16 protein-coding genes are annotated in these 20,193 nt (G+C 28.4%); 11 read left to right on the forward strand and 5 right to left on the reverse strand.

The features are described from left to right. Positions 1-282 precede the first annotated feature (282 nt). The 5 genes from ACLR9T_RS00005 to ACLR9T_RS00025 all read left to right on the forward strand — a co-directional run bounded on the left by ACLR9T_RS00005 (position 283) and on the right by ACLR9T_RS00025 (position 4,841). Complete coding sequence (locus ACLR9T_RS00005; protein WP_413107479.1) at positions 283-1,407, forward strand: aldo/keto reductase; 1,125 nt, start codon at positions 283-285, stop codon at positions 1,405-1,407. A gap of 550 nt (positions 1,408-1,957) precedes the next feature. Beyond that, a complete protein-coding gene (locus ACLR9T_RS00010) occupies positions 1,958-2,269 on the forward strand; it encodes an MmcQ/YjbR family DNA-binding protein (RefSeq protein WP_413107574.1) in 312 nt (103 codons plus the stop codon). A gap of 280 nt (positions 2,270-2,549) precedes the next feature. Further along, a complete protein-coding gene (locus ACLR9T_RS00015; RefSeq protein WP_413107480.1) occupies positions 2,550-3,161 on the forward strand; it encodes a TetR/AcrR family transcriptional regulator in 612 nt (203 codons plus the stop codon). Further along, the gene (locus tag ACLR9T_RS00020) at positions 3,158-4,048 is read left to right on the forward strand and encodes an ABC transporter ATP-binding protein (RefSeq protein WP_413107481.1); all 891 of its coding nucleotides are present in this window, start codon (positions 3,158-3,160) and stop codon (positions 4,046-4,048) included. The genes ACLR9T_RS00015 and ACLR9T_RS00020 overlap by 4 nt, the downstream gene beginning before the upstream one ends. Continuing rightward, positions 4,041-4,841, forward strand: a complete 801-nt coding sequence (locus tag ACLR9T_RS00025; RefSeq protein WP_413107482.1) for a hypothetical protein — start codon at positions 4,041-4,043, stop codon at positions 4,839-4,841. Before ACLR9T_RS00020 ends, ACLR9T_RS00025 begins: the two co-directional genes overlap by 8 nt. A 204-nt stretch (positions 4,842-5,045) precedes the next feature. Here ACLR9T_RS00025 and ACLR9T_RS00030 read toward each other — a convergent pair whose 3' ends face one another. Further along, positions 5,046-10,709 carry a polysaccharide lyase family 8 super-sandwich domain-containing protein gene (locus ACLR9T_RS00030; protein WP_413107483.1) on the reverse strand — a complete coding sequence of 1,888 codons (5,664 nt, stop codon included), beginning with the start codon at positions 10,707-10,709 and terminating at the stop codon, positions 5,046-5,048. 1,027 nt (positions 10,710-11,736) lie between these two features. Between ACLR9T_RS00030 and ACLR9T_RS00035 the strand changes: the two genes are divergently transcribed. After that, positions 11,737-12,168: a metallophosphoesterase family protein gene (locus tag ACLR9T_RS00035; protein WP_413107484.1), complete on the forward strand. Its 432-nt coding sequence runs from the start codon at positions 11,737-11,739 to the stop codon at positions 12,166-12,168. A gap of 21 nt (positions 12,169-12,189) precedes the next feature. Here the strand turns inward: ACLR9T_RS00035 and ACLR9T_RS00040 are convergent, their stop codons facing one another. Together ACLR9T_RS00040 and ACLR9T_RS00045 are read right to left on the reverse strand one after the other, a co-directional pair. After that, complete coding sequence (locus tag ACLR9T_RS00040; protein WP_413107485.1) at positions 12,190-12,906, reverse strand: DUF554 domain-containing protein; 717 nt, start codon at positions 12,904-12,906, stop codon at positions 12,190-12,192. A 137-nt stretch (positions 12,907-13,043) separates the two neighbouring features. Beyond that, on the reverse strand, positions 13,044-13,247 hold the full coding sequence (locus tag ACLR9T_RS00045; RefSeq protein WP_413107486.1) for a hypothetical protein: 204 nt from the start codon (positions 13,245-13,247) through the stop codon (positions 13,044-13,046). Between the two features lie 1,196 nt (positions 13,248-14,443). Here ACLR9T_RS00045 and ACLR9T_RS00050 point away from each other — a divergent pair. Both ACLR9T_RS00050 and ACLR9T_RS00055 read left to right on the forward strand, forming a co-directional pair. Next, positions 14,444-14,617, forward strand: coding sequence for a hypothetical protein (locus tag ACLR9T_RS00050; protein ID WP_413107487.1), 174 nt, complete (start codon positions 14,444-14,446; stop codon positions 14,615-14,617). Beyond that, positions 14,604-14,885 (forward strand): hypothetical protein, encoded by a 282-nt coding sequence (locus ACLR9T_RS00055; protein ID WP_413107488.1) that lies wholly within the window; start codon positions 14,604-14,606, stop codon positions 14,883-14,885. Before ACLR9T_RS00050 ends, ACLR9T_RS00055 begins: the two co-directional genes overlap by 14 nt. Positions 14,886-15,403: 518 nt before the next feature. On the opposite strand, the gene ACLR9T_RS00060 is transcribed toward ACLR9T_RS00055, so the two are convergent. Further along, positions 15,404-16,402 carry a GGGtGRT protein gene (locus ACLR9T_RS00060; RefSeq protein WP_003537576.1) on the reverse strand — a complete coding sequence of 333 codons (999 nt, stop codon included), beginning with the start codon at positions 16,400-16,402 and terminating at the stop codon, positions 15,404-15,406. A 15-nt stretch (positions 16,403-16,417) separates the two neighbouring features. Then, positions 16,418-17,110 (reverse strand): iron-sulfur cluster assembly scaffold protein, encoded by a 693-nt coding sequence (locus ACLR9T_RS00065; protein WP_003537578.1) that lies wholly within the window; start codon positions 17,108-17,110, stop codon positions 16,418-16,420. Between the two features lie 396 nt (positions 17,111-17,506). Between ACLR9T_RS00065 and eno the strand changes: the two genes are divergently transcribed. From eno to ACLR9T_RS00080, 3 genes are all read left to right on the forward strand, one after another. Then, entirely contained in the window at positions 17,507-18,796 is a 1,290-nt protein-coding gene (gene eno / locus ACLR9T_RS00070) for a phosphopyruvate hydratase (RefSeq protein ID WP_413107489.1), read from the forward strand. 93 nt (positions 18,797-18,889) lie between these two features. Further along, the gene (gene nrdI, locus ACLR9T_RS00075) at positions 18,890-19,237 is read left to right on the forward strand and encodes a class Ib ribonucleoside-diphosphate reductase assembly flavoprotein NrdI (RefSeq protein ID WP_413107490.1); all 348 of its coding nucleotides are present in this window, start codon (positions 18,890-18,892) and stop codon (positions 19,235-19,237) included. Between the two features lie 423 nt (positions 19,238-19,660). Then, the gene (locus ACLR9T_RS00080; protein ID WP_413107491.1) at positions 19,661-20,020 is read left to right on the forward strand and encodes a metal-dependent transcriptional regulator; all 360 of its coding nucleotides are present in this window, start codon (positions 19,661-19,663) and stop codon (positions 20,018-20,020) included. The last annotated feature ends 173 nt before the right edge of the window (positions 20,021-20,193 follow it).

Below are 20,193 nucleotides of genomic sequence, written 5' to 3' on the forward strand. Positions count from 1 at the left end.
TTAACTTATAATATAAAAATATTATAGGTAGAGCACATATATATGTAAAATATTTAAAAATATAGCTTTATTATAGAAAAAAACTATATCTAATATATTAAATAAATTAATATTTAGATAAAAAGTATATTATGTTTATCTAGAATGGAAGTGTAATTATAAATGTTAGATATTTATTTAGAAGAGATTGTTATAAATAATAATTTTTTAATAAATAATTCAAAAAAACTTGCCTTGGAGTATACTTTAAGTATTATAATTATTATGAAAGGAAGGGCAGATATGAATAATAAAAAATTAGGTTTTGGGTTAATGCGATTACCTTCATTGGATCCTGATGATCCAGCAAAAATCGATATTGAACAAACAAAAAAGATGGTAGATACTTTTTTAGAAAGAGGTTTCACTTATTTTGATACAGCTTGGATGTACTGCGGCTTTGCAAGTGAAAATGCTACTAGAGAGGCTTTGGTAGAACGTCATCCTCGTGATAGTTTTACACTAACCACAAAGCTTCATGCTGGTTTTATTGAAACCAAAGAAGATCGTGATCGTATTTTTAATGAACAGTTAAAGAAAACAGGAGTAGAATTTTTTGACTATTATCTATTACATGATATCAATACTCATAGTATTGAGACATATGAGAAATTGGATTGTTTTAATTGGATAATAGAAAAGAAAAAACAGGGATTAGTAAAAACAATAGGTTTTTCTTTTCATGATGGACCAGAGTTACTAGATAAGGTTTTAACAGAACATCCTGAATTTGAAATAGTACAGTTACAAATCAATTATTTAGATTGGAATAGTGAAGGAGTACAATCCCGTAAATGTTATGAAATAGCAACTAAACATCATAAACCAGTTATTGTAATGGAACCTGTAAAAGGCGGAACATTAGCAAATGTTCCAAAAGAGATAGAAAAAAAATTTAAAGATTATGCCCCACAAATGTCTATTTCATCATGGGCAATACGTTTTACAGCTAGCTTAGATAATGTCATGATGGTATTAAGTGGAATGTCTAATATGGAACAGTTGTTAGATAATACTAGTTATATGGATAATCTTAAAATATTAAATGATGAAGAATACAAACTGATTGAACAAGCTGTTACTGCTATTAATTCAACTATTAGGATTCCTTGTACAGCTTGTTCATATTGCATTGATGGTTGTCCTATGAATATTAATATTCCGAAATACTTTTCTTTATATAATGCAGATTTACAGGAGGTTGAAGAAAAGGGGTGGACACCTCAGGGTGAATATTATGATAATTTAACTAAAACATTTGGTAAAGCAAGTGAGTGTATAAGTTGTGGTCAATGTGAAAAAGTTTGTCCACAACACTTGAATATTATTGAAGGGTTACAGGAAGTTGCAGTGCATTTTGAAAAATAAAATAATTTTATTTAGCATAGAAAGGTAGGAGTCAGTTAATATATTTTACTGATTCTTATTTTTTTAGTTTATAGAAATTAAAATTATAATATATAATATCCAAATTATTTATTGCTGATATTTTAATGATTATGATAAGATATAAGCAATGTATAGAGAAATATTTTAAAAATTTTTTGTTTTTAAATAGATTATGGAGAGTTTTAGTAATGAAAATTGAAAATATATTTGATAATTATTATATTAATGAGAGTGCTTTGAGTGATTATGGTTTTACTAAAATAACAGGAAAATATTATTTAAAAAAAATTTAGAAAATTATAATTTTTATGTAAAATTTATTATTACAAATGATATATTTGATGTTAGAGTATTTGATGCTAATGATGAAGAATATTTACCATTTTATATTAAAAGTGCTATTGGTGGTTATAATGTAAGAATTAAAAAAGAGGTAGAATGGTTAATTAAAGATGTTATAAAAAATTGTTTTAATTTTATTAATATAAGAGAGGAACTACTGATATATTTACAAAAGAAATATAGTACTATACCTGAATATCCTTGGAAAAAAGATCCTACATCTGTTACTTTAAAAACACAGACTGATAAATGGTTTGGTTTAATTATGAAGATTCCTTATAAATATTTAAAAATTGAAAAAGAAGGGAAAATAGATGTCTTGAATGTTAAAAATACTCCTGAGAAAATTAAAGATTTAATTGATTTTAAACATTATTTTCCAGCTTATCATATGAATAAAAAATATTGGATAAGCATTTTACTTGATAGCACAATTGAATTAAGTAGTGTAATAGAACTATTAGATGAGAGTTATGAGATTGTTAATAGAAAAAAATAATAGAGATGATTCTCTATTTATTTTTTTAATATTTTATAATAATTTAGAAACAAACTTATTAGATGTTTCAAAAGAATTGGCTAACTATAAAGATATATAGCTGATAATGATTTTGTATTTTTAATTAAAGGTTATTTTATGATAAGGGTTATTATTTCTTTGTATTCGTAAGACTTGTTAAAGAGTACAATATTAAAAGCAAAATATGAGGATAGGGGGTTGTTGAAATGAGTCAATTTGTTATAATTTAACTAATCAAGTCAGTCAAAGGAGTGATAAAATGAATCAAAAATTCTTTGAACTAAGTGAAGAGAAACGTTTAATGATTATTAATGCAGGATTAGAAGTTTTTAGTAAAAATGATTATAAGCATGCGTTAACTGATGATATTGCAGCAAAAGCAGGAATATCTAAGGGGTTATTATTTTACTATTTTCATAATAAATTAGAATTATATAAATATTTAGCTGAATATAGTGCTGATTTAGTGATAACTATGTTTGAAAAAAAAGATATAATTGATGGAAAAGATTTTTTTGAAGCAATTAAATTAGCTGTCTTATCAAAGATGGAAATGATATCTAAATATCCTTATATTTATGGATTTTCATTACGGTACTATCTAAGTCGTAAAGAACTAGTTGGTTCTAATTACGAACAATTATATAATGAGGTAATGGCGTCGTATGATTTAATTAGTCGATGTGATACAAGTAAATTTAAGGAAAATATAGATCCAGAAGAGGTTTGGAAAATTATTTATTGGATGTCTCAAGGGTATATGGAGGCATATAAAGATTTGGAGAATATAGATATAGAAGAAGTTCAAAATGAGTATTTTAGATATTTAGATTTGATTAAAGAAAATTTCTATCGGGAGGAATATTTATGAGTGTAGTTGAAATTAAGGGTTTAACTAAAGATTATGGAAATAATAAAGGTATATTTAATGTTAGGTTTAAAATTGAAAAAGGTGAAGTATTTGGTTTTTTAGGACCTAATGGTGCTGGAAAGACTACTACGATTCGACATCTTTTAGGGTTTATTATTCCTCCAGTTAATACTTGTTTAATCGAAGGTCTAGATTGTAGTAAAAAGATTGCAAAAATTCAAAAGAATATTGGATATATTCCTGGAGAAATAAATTTAATGGAAGATGTTACAGGAATGCAGTTTATTAAATTTATGGCTGAATATAGAGGTATGAAAGATCTTGGTCGGGCTGAAGAATTAATTGAAAGATTTGATCTTGATCCTCGTGGAAAGATTAAAAAAATGTCTAAGGGAATGAAACAAAAAATAGGATTAGTTGTGGCGTTTATGCATGATCCCGATGTTTTGATTTTAGATGAACCAACTAGTGGGCTTGATCCTTTGATGCAAAGTGCATTTGTGGATTTAATACTTGAAGAAAAGAAGCGTGGTAAAACAATTTTGATGTCGTCACATATGTTTGAAGAAGTAGAAAAAACCTGTGATCGAGTAGGGATTATTAGACAAGGGAAAATGGTTAGTATTGATGACATTAATACTTTACAAAAATCAAAACAGAAAATTTATATTGTAACATTTAAATATCCTGATGATGTTAATAAATTTAAAAATGAAAATTTTTCTTTTAGAAAAACGAAAGGTAATGTTGTTGAAGTAATTATAAAAAATGAAATTAATGAGCTAATAAGTAGTTTAGAAAAATATGATATTATTAGTTTAGATATAGCTCATCAAAGTCTAGAAGAAATTTTTATGCAATTCTATGGAGGAAATCACCATGTTTAACAATGCTCTGTTTAAATTAGAATGGAGATCAAATTATAAGATCTTAATTATATTTTGTTTAATTTTAACTATGTATACAACTATTATGTTAGCAATGTATGATCCTAAGTTAGGAACAGCCTTAGAAACTTTTGCTAAAAGCATGCCTGAAATAATGGCCATGGTAGGGATGAATGGGACTCCAACGAATTTAATTGATTTCCTCTCCACATATTTATATGGATTAATTATGATTGTTTTTCCATTAATTTTTGGGATTTTATTATCATTGCGATTAATGGTTAAAAAAGTAGATAATGGTGTCATGAGTTATTTGCTTAGTAGTGGAGTTGAGCGTAGATCGGTATGGTTTACACAAATGACTGTGATTATTACAAATATGTTGGTTTTAATCAGTTATTGTACGATATTAGGAATTATTTCAAGTGAAATAATGTTTCCTGGTGAATTAGATATTAGCGCATATATAACTATCAATATTGGTATGTTAATTTTACAACTTACACTATCAGGAATATGTTATATGTGCTCTTGTATTTTTAATGAATATCGTTTAGCTACATTATTTGGTTCAGGTATTCCGATTATTTTTATTATGATTCAGATGTTATCTAATATGCAAGGGAGTATGGAGGGTCTTAAATATGCAACCTTATTAACTTTATTTGATCCTTCTAAACTAATTTCAGGTAATAGTCAAGGTTATATAATGTTGGGAGTGTTAAGCGTTGTAGCGATTATTTGTTTTATTCTAGGATTATTGGTATTTAATAAAAAAAGTATGTCATTGTAAAAAACAGGATTGCCTGTTTTTTTATATTTATATATTACAGAATCTAGGATACAAGTTTTAGTAATCATAAATTAGTAAATCAATAAAATTTCATATTAGTAATTGCATTTTATTATATTAAAAACGATAAGATATTTAAACATCTTATCGTTTTAATCTTATAGAGTTATAATCCAAAACTTGTTTATCACAAGTTATACAAAATTATTTAGCTCTAATTTTCATTTTTTTTGAAAGAAAATATACACTAGCGCTTAACATCATTATAGAAATTGATAAAACTGCTATATTTGTATCATCACCAGTATTTACTGATCCTGTTACTCCAGTATCTCCTGATTTCAATACTAATTTATCCATTGCTTTTGTTAAGGCGTTTTCAGCATTTTTTATTTCTTCTTCACTTGCTTTTGGATCATTTAGTACTTTATTTGCTTCGTTTAGTATATTTGCAAATTCTTTCCATGTTTCTACTGTATAGCTTGCTTTATTTAATCTATTTGCTTGATTGATTAAATCTTTTAATAAATCTTTATTTGGAATTAATCTTAAGTCTAAGTATGCTTTTAATAATTCTATATATGCATTATCTACTTCTTGCTGTGTTGCTTTTTCATTGTCTAATACTGTTTTTGCTTTTAACATTGCTTCATCAAGATTAGCAATTGTTGCTTCAGTATACTTAGTCTTATCTAATCCAGCTGCTTTTTCATATAATGCTTGTAGTAATGATTTATCTACCACTTTTACTACTTCTAGATTAGCAATAGCATCTTTTAGATTATTTAATGCATCTACTACTTCATATTCTAATGCATTTTCATCATTGAATACTATATTTGCTTCATTTAGTGCTTCACTAAATACAGACCATGATTCAGCAGTATAGTTTTCTTTTTCATATTCAGCTGTAGAATCAATTAACGCTTTTAATTCAGTTTTATCACCTTTAAAGAATTCAAGCATATGAATTACTCTTGATAGACGGTTAAATGAAGCATCAACTGTTGCTTGATCAGCATTAGGATTAGCTAGGATTTCGTTAGCTTCTTGTAATGCAGCTTTGAATTCTGTTACTACTACAGGGATTAATTTATCTAGTGTCTCTTGACTTACTGCATTTGCAGTATCTACTGCTGCTTGTAATGCTGTTTTATTTTGAACATTTAATTTCACAACAATTGTATGAGTTGCACCAGCACTTTTTGCTGTATTGATTGTAAAGCTTCCATCTTCGTTAACAGTTACAGTATCATCTTTATCTAATACATTTACATATCCATGCTCTAAAGTGATTTTTAATGGAACATTTTTTTGTTTTGGGTCGCTTACATTGATTGTCATGACACCATCTTTTATTTGAGTAAATACTGATGCTGAATTTCCAGCACTAGCATCTGTTCCTTCAACAGTAATTCCATTAACAGTGACAGGGTCCATTGACCAAACATTCATTGCAAAGATTCCGCTGCTTGTTTCTTTAATTGCTTGAACATCTGCATCATTTTGGACAACTTGAATTGTATTATTTGCAGCAAACTCTGCCAATTCTTTTTCGCTAACGCCTGGTAAAATAATATATTGATAGCTATCACCATCAGCTGTTTTCCCATGATTTATACCCATTTTGAAGTATGTTTTTTCATAAGTTTCATCATTAACAAAATAACTGTTAATATCTTCATATCTGCCAGTTCTTGTTTCTTTTGTGATATCTACATTGGCATCTTGAATGAAGTAATAACCTAGATCATTTCCTTCACCTGTACCAGTAAAATGAACATAATCACCATTAGATAAAGTTAAACTTTCTTTATCTTTATCCCAAACTTGACCATTGATAGAAATCTTATTAGCTTCACTTGTCATCATTCTATTTTCGATTGTTGTTTCAATAGAAGCAGTTGATGTTCCAGTAATATTGGCACCAAGATTAACAATTTTTCCATCTAAGAAGAACCAAGATTTTTCTGCTTTTAAATCCATTCCTAATCCTAAATTAGATGCATTATAATACATTGCAGCAGTACCGTTTTCACCATTAGTTGTACCACCAACCCAAGATTGTGGAGAAAGTTTGTTATAACCAGCACCATCAGCTAATTTTCTTGTATCAACTGTTGTTCCGGGTAAACGATATGGGTCTACTGTTGGCCAATATCCCTCACCATATTGTTCTAAATCATTGTTGTAAATATATAATACTCCAGAACCTGTATGCCATCCTTTTTTGTTTTCTGTATTTCCAAATTCATAATTATAAATACGTGAAGAATACATGCTTAATCCAGCTGTATAATCTTTGTTAGCTTGAACAACACGATCCATAGATCCATATACTTTCATACCAGTATATGAAACTGCTTTGATTTTATCATTGTCCATAATTTCTTTTGCACCTAATAGGGCATCAAAATCTCTTGCATTAGTAAAGAAATCATAATAATCTTGACTTTGTTCTAGCCAATATTTTACTGCTTGTTTAAATAATGATTCGTATTTGTCTCCTGCACCATCTGCTAAAAGCATGATATTAGAAATTGTTTCAGAACCAGCAGCAAATTCAGTTGTAAATGGATTTGTGCCTGGGGCTCTTGAAATACTACGACCATTAACCATTGACATCATTTGTCCTTTATGCATTAAAGGAATATAACCATTTAATACTGTTTCGTAAACATTTTGAATACGTGGATCAACAATTTCAAAATCAGTTCCAGAAATAATAGATGTTATTTTACCAACACCTTTTAATAATTCATTTCCATAACTTCCTGTATAAGCATGTTTTGTATGTTGAATAACAGAACCATCTTTATATAATCCATCACCTGAAGTTACTAATTTCATAACATCAGGAACTTCATTTTTTACTAGATTCATTCTTTCATCACTTTTAGCAAGTATTGCACTTCCTAATACTGAAAGTCCGATATCTGTACGATTTGCTCCTGTGGCTGTATAACTTGGCCATTGGATAGATGGTTTTTTTGCATATCCTTCAATACTTTTGATTGCTGTTGCAATAATAGGATCATCACTAAAGTCAGAAACAATCATTAAAATATCTACTAATGGTTGTGTACATCCAATTTGCCAATCCCACCAGTTTCCAGTTGAATAAGAACCATTATATTTTTTATTAATGACCATAAATTCGATTGCGTTTAAGATATCATTTAATAATTCAGGGTTTTGATATAATGATGTTCCCTCAACGCCAAATGCTAAAGCTAATTTTTTGATTTTAGTAATTTGTGTTGTGTAATCAGCAGAAACTGTATCACTTTCTAATTTAGTCCATAGAGTTGTACGATCTGCATTTTTATTTAATGTTGCCCATAATTCTTGACCTTCTTTATCAATATTATTGACATATGCAGCAATATTTTTATCATTTAAATCAAGATCTTCACCAATTACACGACGTAACCAGCGATCATGCATTAAATCGTATTGGCTGTTATAGTTAGGGTTAGTAACTTTAATTGTTATTTGTCCTTTTACATTTTCATCTTCTACGCTTGTTACTGTGATAACAGTTTCGCCAATACCCTGGCAAGTTACTTTACCGTTTTGATCTACAGTTGCAACATTTTCATTACTGCTTGACCATTTGACTTCTAAATCAGGGTTGACTGCATTGGTAGGGTAAACTGTATATTCAAGGAAACGAACATCTCGAGGTGTTAAAGTGATTTCAGAAGCATCAAAACGGAATTCTAATACTTTAATATCACCATTAACAACTCTAATTGTTACTTCATCTTTAATATCAGGATTATCTTTAGATGCAACTGTTAATGTTGCAGTTCCTTCAGATAAAGCTGTCACTAAACCATTTTCGTTAATACTAATAACCTGATCATTACTACTTGTATAAATTAATGGTTTATGTTTGGCATTATCTGGTGTAATTGTTGTATTTAATTTGAATGTTTCACCAATAGAAATCACATCATTTACATTATTGATCTTAACTGTTTCAATGTTAAATTCTCGATAAACTTCAAATTCATAAATACTTGTACTGTATTTATTTCCGTTAGTGTGCTGCCATCTTTGATGTTGGACATACTTTACATAACGAGCAGGCTGTTTTTCAAATGAGATTTGTTTTGTAACAGTATCTCCTTGACTAGCATCTTCATCTTTATAAACAGTTGTAAATGTTTCACCATCTATTGATACTTGTACTTCATAGTCAGGACATTCTGATTCAAAGTAGATCATCACTTCACTAATATCATATACATCACCTAAATCAACTAAAAGCCACTGTTCATCAATCTTTTCAGCAGACCAGCGAGAATCTTTAGAGATAATTCCATCAACTGCCATTGGACCTGTAAAGCGTCCATCGTTAACTTCTGTTCCAGAAACAGTAACTTTAGCATTTAATGCTAAATTATAAACTTCTAAAGACGCTATAGCATCTTTTAGATTTTGTACAGTTTTATTCACTTCTGCTTGAGTGACATCTGCTTCAAATACTTCTTTTGCTTTAGTAATAACACTTTGTAATGCTGCAAAGCTTTCTTTTGTATATGCTTTTGAGTCATAACTTTCTGCTTCTTCTAGAGTTGCTCGTAACCATTCGTTAGATACTCTTTTTTCATCTAAAAACTTTAATTCTGCAGTTAATAGATTATGATCAGATAAATTTGTTTCTACCATTGTTATATCTTCAATTTCTAAGTTTCTAGAAAGAAGGATATTATCAACACTATTAACTTTCATAGTTGCATCTACACCATTAAAAGTATCATGCCATTTACCTTGATATCCATTAACCATATCAACTTCTTCTAAAAATGTATTAAATTCTGAATGTTGTTGATCAGCGTTAAAATCCCCAGTTACAATAATATATTCAGCAGTTTCATTTTGAAGAGCAGTTTTTAATTCTTCAAATTGTTTGCTACGAATAGACCATGATTCCCAGCTTAAATGAGTATTATAGAAAGCAATAGTTCGTCCACCTTTTGTAAGTAGAGAACGTTGATATACACGTTGTTCATCTGCTCTGGTAGAATCAACTTGTACTGTTTTACTTTCTTCTAATAAATATTTTGAAGCAGTACCAATTCCATATTCACCACCATCATGATCGATGGCTTTTGAAAAATATGTAGATGGATATGTTTCACCAGCAAATGTTGTTAACATATCATAGTTATTACGACCTGTAAAAACATCCACTTCTTGTAAACCTACGACTTCTAATTTATATTCTTCTGTTAATGCACGTAATGCATTAACATCAGGTTTTTTATTAGCAGCAATATTGAATGATCCAATTCTAATTGTATCATCTTTTGTATCAATCGCTACTTTTTCAGTCACACTTAAATCAATTATACTACTTCCATAATATTGACCATTACTTGAATGTTTCCACATTTTATTTTGTTGATATTTTACATATCGTGCACTTTGCCCTAAGGCATCAAATGTTTTTGTAACTGTATTGCCTTGGCTTCCATCAGTTACAGAAGCAATTGCTTCAAATTGTTTATCTTCTCTAGCAATTTGAATTTCATACTCTGGTGATTCAGCATGAAAATCAATTTTAATTTTATCTAAGTTGTATTCTTTACCTAGATCGACAATTAACCACTGGCTATCTGTTTTATCAGCAGACCAACGAGTACTTGTATCACCATCAACAGCTTTTTCCCCAACAAATTGAGGGTATTTCCAGTTACTTCCATCTGGTTTTCCACCTTCTACTCCTGAATATTCAACAGGTTTGTTGAGTGCTAAGTTATCACTTTCAGCAGCATTAATGGAAACAAGTTGTAACTGTGCAAAAGCCATAACTAAAACAAGTACAAATTTTAATAATTTGTTCATTGTTTTTTTCATGTTTTCCTTCTGGTATATTATAAATGATCTATTTAATAGTCATTGGTAATATACCTTTTCCTTTCTTTACATTTGTTTTTGAATTGAAAAGTTTTATGTACAATTGATTTATATCCAGAGTATTAATTGTTCAGAAAAGATTTAAAAATCAACGACTACTATAAATTTATCTTTTTCATTAGATTATCTATTACTTTGATTTAGCATATTTATATTAAGTAGTTGAAATATACAAAACTAAAAATAATACTCTTATGACTGCTTGTGTTATATAAAATAGTTAATTAATTTGTTATAATGATCATTTATAAATTGTATTTAAAATGAAGTATTTTAATATTTATATCATTTAAAAAACTATTATAGTAATGTATTAAGTTATATAGCTGATACAAGTACTAATAAACTTCAGAAATTCTAATCGTATAAATATTTGTTATTTTATATGGTTAGTATTTATTTTTACTACAAAATTAGTTGAGGAGCAGTTACATGATGTAGAAAAAAGAAGCATTAGTTTGTATCCTAAAACATTAATATCTTTGATATTAGTGTTTTAAATAAAAGCTTATAATTAATGCAAAATATGTATTTAGAATAAATATAAGATATTTTTATGTACATAAATTCACTTTTCAAAGTTCTCAGCGGTTAACTACAAAAACTTACTATGAATTTTAAGTTAATTAAATAACTTTATTATAGTTAGCTTTCATAATAAAAACATTTACTCCCAAGCAAAAAAGTAAACGTTTTCAAATATATTGTAATCGGTTTTTTATAATAATGCAATATTAAACTACTTCTTTTTTTATTTTAAGACAATTTTTCATGAATATATTAATATATCAGATATTCAATTTATTATCTGTTAAATATCTTATGTTTTTAATATAATTTTATATGATTGTTTAATTAGTGTAAAAGATATTATAATATTTTTAGGATAAAATATAAAAGAATGAAATAATTGGAGAATAATAATTATGTTGATTTATATAAATTGTATAGAAGGGATGTTATATCAATGATTAAAGTAGGAATAATTTCTGATACACATAATAGTTTGAGAGAAGAAATAATCAATGAACTTCATACTTGTGATTATATTATACATGGTGGAGATATTATTGATGAAAAAATATTGAATAAACTAAAATCAATATCAAAAGTATTTGTAGTGAAAGGCAATAACGATTATTTAGATTTAAATGAAGAAATATATTTTCAAATTGGTACTTATACTTTTTATATGGTTCATGAATTAGGTGAAAAAAAAGATGTTGATTTTTATATTTATGGGCATTCTCATCAATTAGCTTGTTATAATAAAGGAAAAACTTTATATGTTAATCCAGGTAGTTGTGGCAAGAAACGTTTTTCTTTACCATTAACATATATACTTTTATACTTACATGACAATTATTATGAACTTACAATTAAAAAATTGCATCTATAAATGGTGTAAAAGAATTGAGATTTATATAATATATGCACATATAACCGAAATAACAATAGCTGGTAACAGGTTAGCAATTTTAATTTTCTTTTCCCAAATCAGATTGATACCAACACAAAATATTAATATAGAACCAACTATTGAAAGATTATCAAATGCTAATGGTGTCATAACAGGTTCAATAAAACTAGAAAAAAGTGTTATACTTCCTTGGAAAATGAAAAGTGATATAGCAGCAAAAATACATCCTTTTCCTTTAGACGCAGCCATAACCAAAACAATGATTGCATCCAATACAGCTTTAGCTTCTAAAGTTGAAGTATCACCAATTAACCCATCTTGCAATGCTCCTACAATTGCCATAGCCCCAATACAAATTGTTAGTGTGGTTGTCACAAAACCATCAACAAAGGCATTATCGCTAGTATTTTTTGTTATTCTTTTCAACCATTCTCCAAAATTCTCAAAATGAGCCTCAATATTTAAAAACTCTCCTATTAACGATCCAATTGCTAAACTGCTTATAATCATCATAGTATTACCGCTTACTAAAGTTTCATTATTAATAGTGAATATTTTTTCTAGAGCTCCGATAATTCCTAAAAATAAAACACAAATGCCGGTTGCATTCATTAAGGTATCTTGATAACGCTGTTTTATTTTTGAGCCAAATAATAGCCCACATACTCCTCCGATTAAAACACCACATGTGTTAATAATTGTTCCTAATCCTATCATATATGTTCTTCCTTTTAATATATTAATACTATAACATTCGATAAAACTACTGTCGACATAAAAATATTATCTAGAAAATAAAAAACTCACTAAAAATTATATTTAGTAAGCTTATTTTTAATAAATGATATAAATAGTTAGTCTTTATTATTTACTATGATACCATCGTTTGAAAGGGCTTCTTTTCCTAAATTAATTAAGGTATCTGAAGGTAAATCACCATAATCTACATTAGGATATATTTTTTTGGCAAGTTCTTTGCCACGTTCAATAGGGGTTTTTGACATCAAATCTCCAATTTCTTTTGAGGTCATTTCACCCATATCTATATTTTTACTCATAATCTCACCTCCTTTTATTAGCATAAACAGCTTTTTTTAAATTATGCTTTTAAAATTAAAATTTAGTAAAAGTAATTTGTTTATATAGTAAATATAATAATAGAAAGAGATCATATAGTTAACTCAATTTTGCGTAAAAATGCTACATATTTCATAGTGATGCTTATGGAAATATGTAGCTTATATTTATTGAGGTATGTCATAAAGAATATACATGTGATTATTATCGAGTTAATGAAGATGATGATCTTGATTTATTAGTTAAGAATTTGAAATCCTAGATTATCTTAATCAAAATGATGATTAATGGATTAAAAATTGTAAAAGTATTTGAAAATATTTTTGATTGAAATACATGAAAGAAGTTTATAAACTAATAATTGAAATAGACTAAAATTTAATACTTATACATCAAAAGTATATAGTTTATAAGTTGATTTATTGATATCTTCATAATCTAATAATAGAATAAAATTCTTAATTAATTACGAGAAAGATAGAGATATTGTATAGATTTTGTAGGCAAAGAATAGATTTTATTGAAGCATGCACAGTGTGTCGGGATGCAAAAATATTAGCTTATGAAGAAGTACATGATTTTTAAAGATCATATTAATGATTTATCTACAATAAAAAATCTTGAAGAAAAATTAGATCAATGGAAATTGGATTTTGAAATGCATTAAATAAAGGTAGTAAAAATACCTGATATTTATTAAGAATAATAGATTTGTTATTTATATTTGTTGGAATAAATGCTTATACTATTGATAAGGACGATTGATTGTTATGAAACCAATAAAAAATATAATAATATATTTATTGAGGAAATTAATGACTTAAATTTCTAACCAGAAAGATTTATTAATTTATGACCCAATTAAATAGTAATAATAATTTTTTTGTAGTGGGTATAGATAGATTCTAATATTATTGGTTATATGGGTTTATCAAATTTCTCGGATGAAAGTGCCAATAATTTTGAAGTTGGATTTATTAGTAGGGTTACTGATTTTTTATCATATCTTGAAAATACAATATTTAATTATATGTAAAATATTTTAATTATTTCGTCACAAGATAAATTAGTAAACAAATTACTGATTATTTATCAATGTTTTTATGATTTAGCTGGGGCAAGAGGCAAGGAATATTTTTACTATAATTCTAATGAACTAAGAATATCACATCAAATAATGAAAAATTCTTTAAAAATAATAAATAATTTTTCAGATTTGCCTAATCAAATTATCGATTTGATTACTTGTAATTGTGAGGAACCAGATGTTGAATTCTTTGAAGAAATATATGCGGAAATTATAAATTTAAAAGAAAATTTTTCTAATATATATTGGAATGTATTGGAATGATTTTTATGATTTAATCGTTAAAGATAATAATTTTATTGATGATTATTTGGAAGATCATATATTAGAGGCGGATAATGAGCATCTGGAAGACATTGTGCAAAATGCTACAAACAAAGTATATGCTTTTATTTCTAACTCACTTTTAGTAAAGGATTCAGCAATGGATTTATTAACTATTTTAGAAAGATTATGTACTGTAGGCGAAGAAATTAGTAAAAGATTTAATAAAATAGTTAATATTATTGGGTTTATTGATAATACTAAATAAATAATTGTTTAATGAAGATTGCTTTTTGTTAATAAAGATAACTATATATGAATGTAACTGAAAAACTTTTATAGTTTAAAAGGAACACCAAACTTTGTTTTGAAAATAAAAAAGTAATTATTTACAAGCTTCTTCGATAGAAACGGTTGGCATTTTCCTAAATAAATTTCTAAGTCTATTTAAGTGTTAACAAATCTTATTAGGTTTCCAAAGCTCAAATCATTTAAAAAAGTAGCTGATTTGTGTGCAACGTGTGTGCAACTGATTCAATACAGTAAAAATAAAAACGCACCAACAATGCACCAACAGATTTGCTAAAGTGTTAGTATCAGCGAGTTATGAGGTGTGCAACGTATGTGTGCAACGTGTGCGCAACGTGTGTGCAACCGAAAAAGTCTGTCGACATTCCACAAAGTTCCAGCAAGTTTCATTAGGAAAAATACAAAAATAAAAAGTCTTAAAAATTAAAAAAGCCCTGATTAAATCAAGACTTTTCTTGTTTTAGTGTAAAACTGTAATTATTTACAAGCTTCTTCAATCGCTACTGCTACAGCTACTGTAGCACCAACCATTGGGTTATTACCCATACCAATTAACCCCATCATTTCTACATGAGCAGGAACTGATGAAGAACCAGCAAATTGAGCATCTGAATGCATACGTCCCATAGTATCAGTCATACCATAAGAAGCAGGACCAGCTGCCATATTATCAGGGTGTAAAGTACGTCCAGTTCCTCCACCTGAAGCAACTGAGAAATATTTTTTACCTTGTTCAATACATTCTTTTTTATATGTTCCAGCAACTGGATGTTGGAAACGAGTAGGGTTAGTAGAGTTACCAGTAATTGATACATCTACACCTTCTTTATGCATGATAGCAACACCTTCTCTAACGTCATCAGCACCATAGCAGTTAACTTTAGCACGAGGACCATCAGAGTAAGCTGTTGTAGATAATACTTTTACTTCACCTGTAAAATAATCGAATTGAGTTTCCACGTAAGTGAATCCGTTAATTCTTGAGATGATTTTTGCAGCATCTTTTCCTAAACCGTTTAAGATAACTCTTAATGGTTTAGTTCTAACTTTATTAGCTTTTTCAGCAATTTTGATTGCACCTTCAGCAGCAGCGAAAGATTCATGTCCAGCTAAGAAAGCAAAACATTCAGTACCTTCATCTAATAACATAGAACCTAAGTTACCATGTCCTAAACCTACTTTACGGTCATCAGCAACTGATCCTGGAATACAGAATGATTGTAAACCAACACCGATTGTTTTTGCAGCGTCTACAGCTTTAACATCTCCATTTTTGATTGCCATTGCAGCACCGACAGTGTATGCCCAACAAGCATTTTCAAAACAGATTGGTTGAGTTGATTTTACGATTTCGTAAACATCAATTCCTTTTTCATCGCAGATAGCTTTAGCTTCTTCGATTGATTTGATATCAAATTTAGCTAGTGCAGCGTTAATTTGATCAATTCTTCTTTCATAACTTTCAAATAATGCCATTTTCGTACCCTCCTATTATTCCTTTCTTGGATCGATGTACTTAGCAGCATCATCGAATCTACCATAAGTTCCAGTAGCTTCTTTCATTGCTTCATTAGCATCTTTTCCAGCTTTAACCATATCCATCATTCTACCTAAGTTAACAAATTCATAACCAATAATTTCATTATTAGCATCTAAAGCGATTCTATTAATATAACCTTCAGTTAATTCAAGATAACGAGGACCTTTAGCTTTTGTTGAATAAGAAGTACCAGTCATACTTCTTAAACCTTTTCCTAAGTCTTCTAATCCAGCTCCAACAGGTAAACCACCTTCAGAGAATGCAGATTGAGTACGTCCATAAACGATTTGTAAGAATAATTCTCTCATTGCAGTATTGATTGCATCGCAAACTAAGTCAGTATTTAAACCTTCTAATAAAGTTTTTCCTACTAATGCTTCTGAAGCCATCGCTGCAGAGTGAGTCATCCCTGAACATCCGATAGTTTCAATTAATGCTTCTTCAATGATACCTTCTTTAACGTTTAATGTTAATTTACAAGCACCTTGTTGAGGAGCACACCAACCGATACCATGAGTTAAACCAGAGATATCTTTAATTTCTTTAGAATATACCCATTTTCCTTCTTCAGGAATTGGAGCACATCCATGTGAAGCACCTTGAGCGACACTACACATTTGTTCTACTTCGTGTGAATAAATCATTTTTTCTAACTCCCTTCGTGTTTTCGATTATAAATAGCTAGTCACACTATTTAAGGCGAACTAAAATCACCTGAGTAAAGTATAGAATAAAGCAAGATTAAAGTCAATGAAACATCAACGATTATCCAATAAATTCGACAAAATATTTAATTAAAAAAATGAATTTTAGGTATGGTGTTTTTATAGATATGGTAATTTATTACAGATAGTTTTGTTGTAGAAAAGGACAATTAATAATTGATTTATTAAATTATTTTATTTGCTTTTTGCTTGCATATGTAGTTAGTTTGTGCTAATTTGTATATGGTTAGTTATAGCTAACTTTGTGTGAATGAATGATTCTTTCTAATCAGGATTAGTCATCCTAGATTAAAGAATCACAAAGGAGGAAAATAGATGAGTAAAATTAAAAATGTATATGCTCGTGAGGTGCTAGATTCACGTGGTAATCCTACTGTAGAGGTGGAAGTGATTACAGAATGTGGAGTTTTTGCTAGTGCAATCGTACCAAGTGGTGCTTCTACAGGAGTCCATGAAGCAGTTGAGTTACGTGATGGTGATAAAAATCGTTATTTAGGCTTAGGAACAATAAAAGCAGTAAAAAATGTTAATGAAATTATTGCAAAAGAATTAATTGGTAAAGAAGTAACGAATCAAAGGGAAATTGATGAAGCGATGATTGCATTAGATGGAACACCAAATAAAAGTAAGTTAGGTGCAAATGCAATTTTGGGAGTGTCTTTAGCAGTAGCTAAATGTGCTGCTTCTAGTCTGGATTTACCTTTATATCGCTATATTGGTGGAGCAAATAGTTATGTTTTACCAACTCCAATGATGAATATCATTAATGGCGGGGCTCATGCAGATAACAATGTGGATTTTCAGGAATTTATGATTATGCCAGTTAGTGCGCCAACATTTAAAGAAGCTATTAGAATGGGTGCAGAAGTATTTCATGCTTTAAAGGCTGTTTTAAAAGGAAAAGGATTAAATACAGCAGTTGGGGATGAAGGAGGGTTTGCTCCAAATTTAGCTTCTAATGAAGAAGCTATTAAAACTATTTTAGAAGCAGTAGAAAAAGCTGGGTATAAACCAGGTGAAGATATTAAATTAGCAATGGATGTTGCAAGCAGTGAATTTTATCAGGATGGTAAATATGTATTACCAGGAGAAAATAACAAGTCATTTACTTCTAAAGAGTTAGTTGATTTTTATGATGAATTATGTACAAAGTATCCAATTATTTCAATTGAAGATGGCTTAGATCAAGATGATTGGCAAGGATGGAAATACTTAACTGAAAAATTAGGTGATAAAGTACAATTAGTTGGTGACGATTTCTTTGTTACTAATACAAAACGTTTAAAACAAGGAATTGAACAAAATGTTGCCAATTCAATTTTAATTAAAGTAAATCAAATCGGAACTTTAACAGAAACATTAGAAGCAATTGAAATGGCACAAAAAGCAAATTATACAGCAGTAATCTCACATCGTTCTGGTGAAACAGAAGATACGACTATTGCAGATATTGCTGTAGCTACTAACGCTGGTCAAATCAAAACAGGTTCTGCTTCTAGAACAGATCGCATTGCTAAATATAATCAATTAATTAGAATTGAAGATCGTTTAGGTAAACAAAGTAAATATTCTGGGCTATCTGGATTTTATCAATTAAATAAATAATTTTAAAAAATATTATAAAAATATTGCATAGTAGGTTAGTTTGTGCTAACATATAACCAGTTAGTTAAGGCTAACTAAGAAAAGGAGAAAAGTATGAAAGTAGTATATGCCTCAAGAACAGGAAATGTACAAAGTATTATTGATCAATTAGATGTTGATGCTTTAGAAATCAGTTCAGGTAATGAAATTATTACAGAACCATATATCTTAATTACTTATAATGACGGTTATGGAGATGTACCTGCAGAGGTAGAAGCATTTCTAGATAGTAATGGTGAAAATATCAAAGGTGTCATTGTTAGTGGCGATCAAGGGTATGGAGAAGCATACTGTAAAGCTGGTGATGTTATTGCTGAACAATACAATGTTCCTTGTCTTTATAAAGTAGAAAATGCTGGAACTAATGAAGATGTTACAAAAATAAAAGAATTAATCAAATAATAAGTTTGACTGTTAATATCTTAATACCTACACTATAGTTATATCAAATCTTACCAAATATTAATTAAACTTTAGTATATATCAAAACTTACCTTTTTCTTGACATGTAGATATACTAAATTCCCGTTTTAAAATAATTTAGAGTAAGTAACATCTTAATAAATAGTTTATCAGATTATACTTTATTGTTATGTTTTGTCCTTCGTATATACATAACAAATCAGTAGCAAATAAATCATAAATAACCTTCAAATTTAATGATTTATTTATAAAAGTGAACAAATTAGGAATTCACATCCAAAATATCTTTATATTAATTTAGCCGTTATAGCACTATTTCCTTATGTTCATTTAATAAAACCAGAATCTTCTGGTTTTATTTTTTTTATTTTATTGATATACTAATAACGGAGGACGTTATTTATGCAAGAGTCAGGAGAAATGTATTTAGAAACTATATTAGTATTAAAAAATAAAAATGAATTTGTTCGTTCAATTGATGTTGCAAAACAACTTGGCTTTAGTAAACCTAGTGTTAGTCGAGGGATTGGGATTTTAAAGACAGAAGGTTATATTACTGTAGATGATAAAGGTCATATTGATTTAACGAGTAAAGGAAAAAATAAAGCAAACTCAATTTATGAAAAACATAAGATCTTAACCCATTTTTTAATGAATACTGCAAAAGTTAGTAGGGAAATAGCTGAAGATGATGCTTGTAAGATTGAACATATTATAAGTGATGAGGTATTTGAGGGGATTAAAAAATTTCTGAATATATAAACGTAAGCTCGTGCTTGCGTTTTTTGTATTAAGATGATTGAATATACAGATATTAATCAATGAAAATTTTTAATCTATTAATTAGTTATCTATTAGTAAAATAAAAGAATTTTTTTAATTAAATTAATCAATTGACAATAAAATTTTATTGATTTATGCTTGATTTATGAGTT

The organism is Thomasclavelia sp., assembly GCF_047249845.1.
GTDB lineage: Bacteria > Bacillota_I > Bacilli_A > Erysipelotrichales > Coprobacillaceae > Thomasclavelia.

Coding starts and splice junctions, on each gene's coding strand:
- ACLR9T_RS00035 (WP_413107484.1), top strand. CDS start 11,737: ATGATTAAAGTAGGAATAATTTCTGATACACATAATAGTTTGAGAGAA.
- ACLR9T_RS00025 (WP_413107482.1), top strand. CDS start 4,041: ATGTTTAACAATGCTCTGTTTAAATTAGAATGGAGATCAAATTATAAG.
- ACLR9T_RS00055 (WP_413107488.1), top strand. CDS start 14,604: ATGTATTGGAATGATTTTTATGATTTAATCGTTAAAGATAATAATTTT.
- ACLR9T_RS00065 (WP_003537578.1), bottom strand. CDS start 17,110: ATGATTTATTCACACGAAGTAGAACAAATGTGTAGTGTCGCTCAAGGT.
- ACLR9T_RS00005 (WP_413107479.1), top strand. CDS start 283: ATGAATAATAAAAAATTAGGTTTTGGGTTAATGCGATTACCTTCATTG.
- eno (WP_413107489.1), top strand. CDS start 17,507: ATGAGTAAAATTAAAAATGTATATGCTCGTGAGGTGCTAGATTCACGT.
- ACLR9T_RS00030 (WP_413107483.1), bottom strand. CDS start 10,709: ATGAAAAAAACAATGAACAAATTATTAAAATTTGTACTTGTTTTAGTT.
- ACLR9T_RS00040 (WP_413107485.1), bottom strand. CDS start 12,906: ATGATAGGATTAGGAACAATTATTAACACATGTGGTGTTTTAATCGGA.
- ACLR9T_RS00050 (WP_413107487.1), top strand. CDS start 14,444: ATGAAAAATTCTTTAAAAATAATAAATAATTTTTCAGATTTGCCTAAT.
- ACLR9T_RS00045 (WP_413107486.1), bottom strand. CDS start 13,247: ATGAGTAAAAATATAGATATGGGTGAAATGACCTCAAAAGAAATTGGA.
- ACLR9T_RS00015 (WP_413107480.1), top strand. CDS start 2,550: ATGAATCAAAAATTCTTTGAACTAAGTGAAGAGAAACGTTTAATGATT.
- ACLR9T_RS00060 (WP_003537576.1), bottom strand. CDS start 16,402: ATGGCATTATTTGAAAGTTATGAAAGAAGAATTGATCAAATTAACGCT.
- ACLR9T_RS00080 (WP_413107491.1), top strand. CDS start 19,661: ATGCAAGAGTCAGGAGAAATGTATTTAGAAACTATATTAGTATTAAAA.
- nrdI (WP_413107490.1), top strand. CDS start 18,890: ATGAAAGTAGTATATGCCTCAAGAACAGGAAATGTACAAAGTATTATT.
- ACLR9T_RS00020 (WP_413107481.1), top strand. CDS start 3,158: ATGAGTGTAGTTGAAATTAAGGGTTTAACTAAAGATTATGGAAATAAT.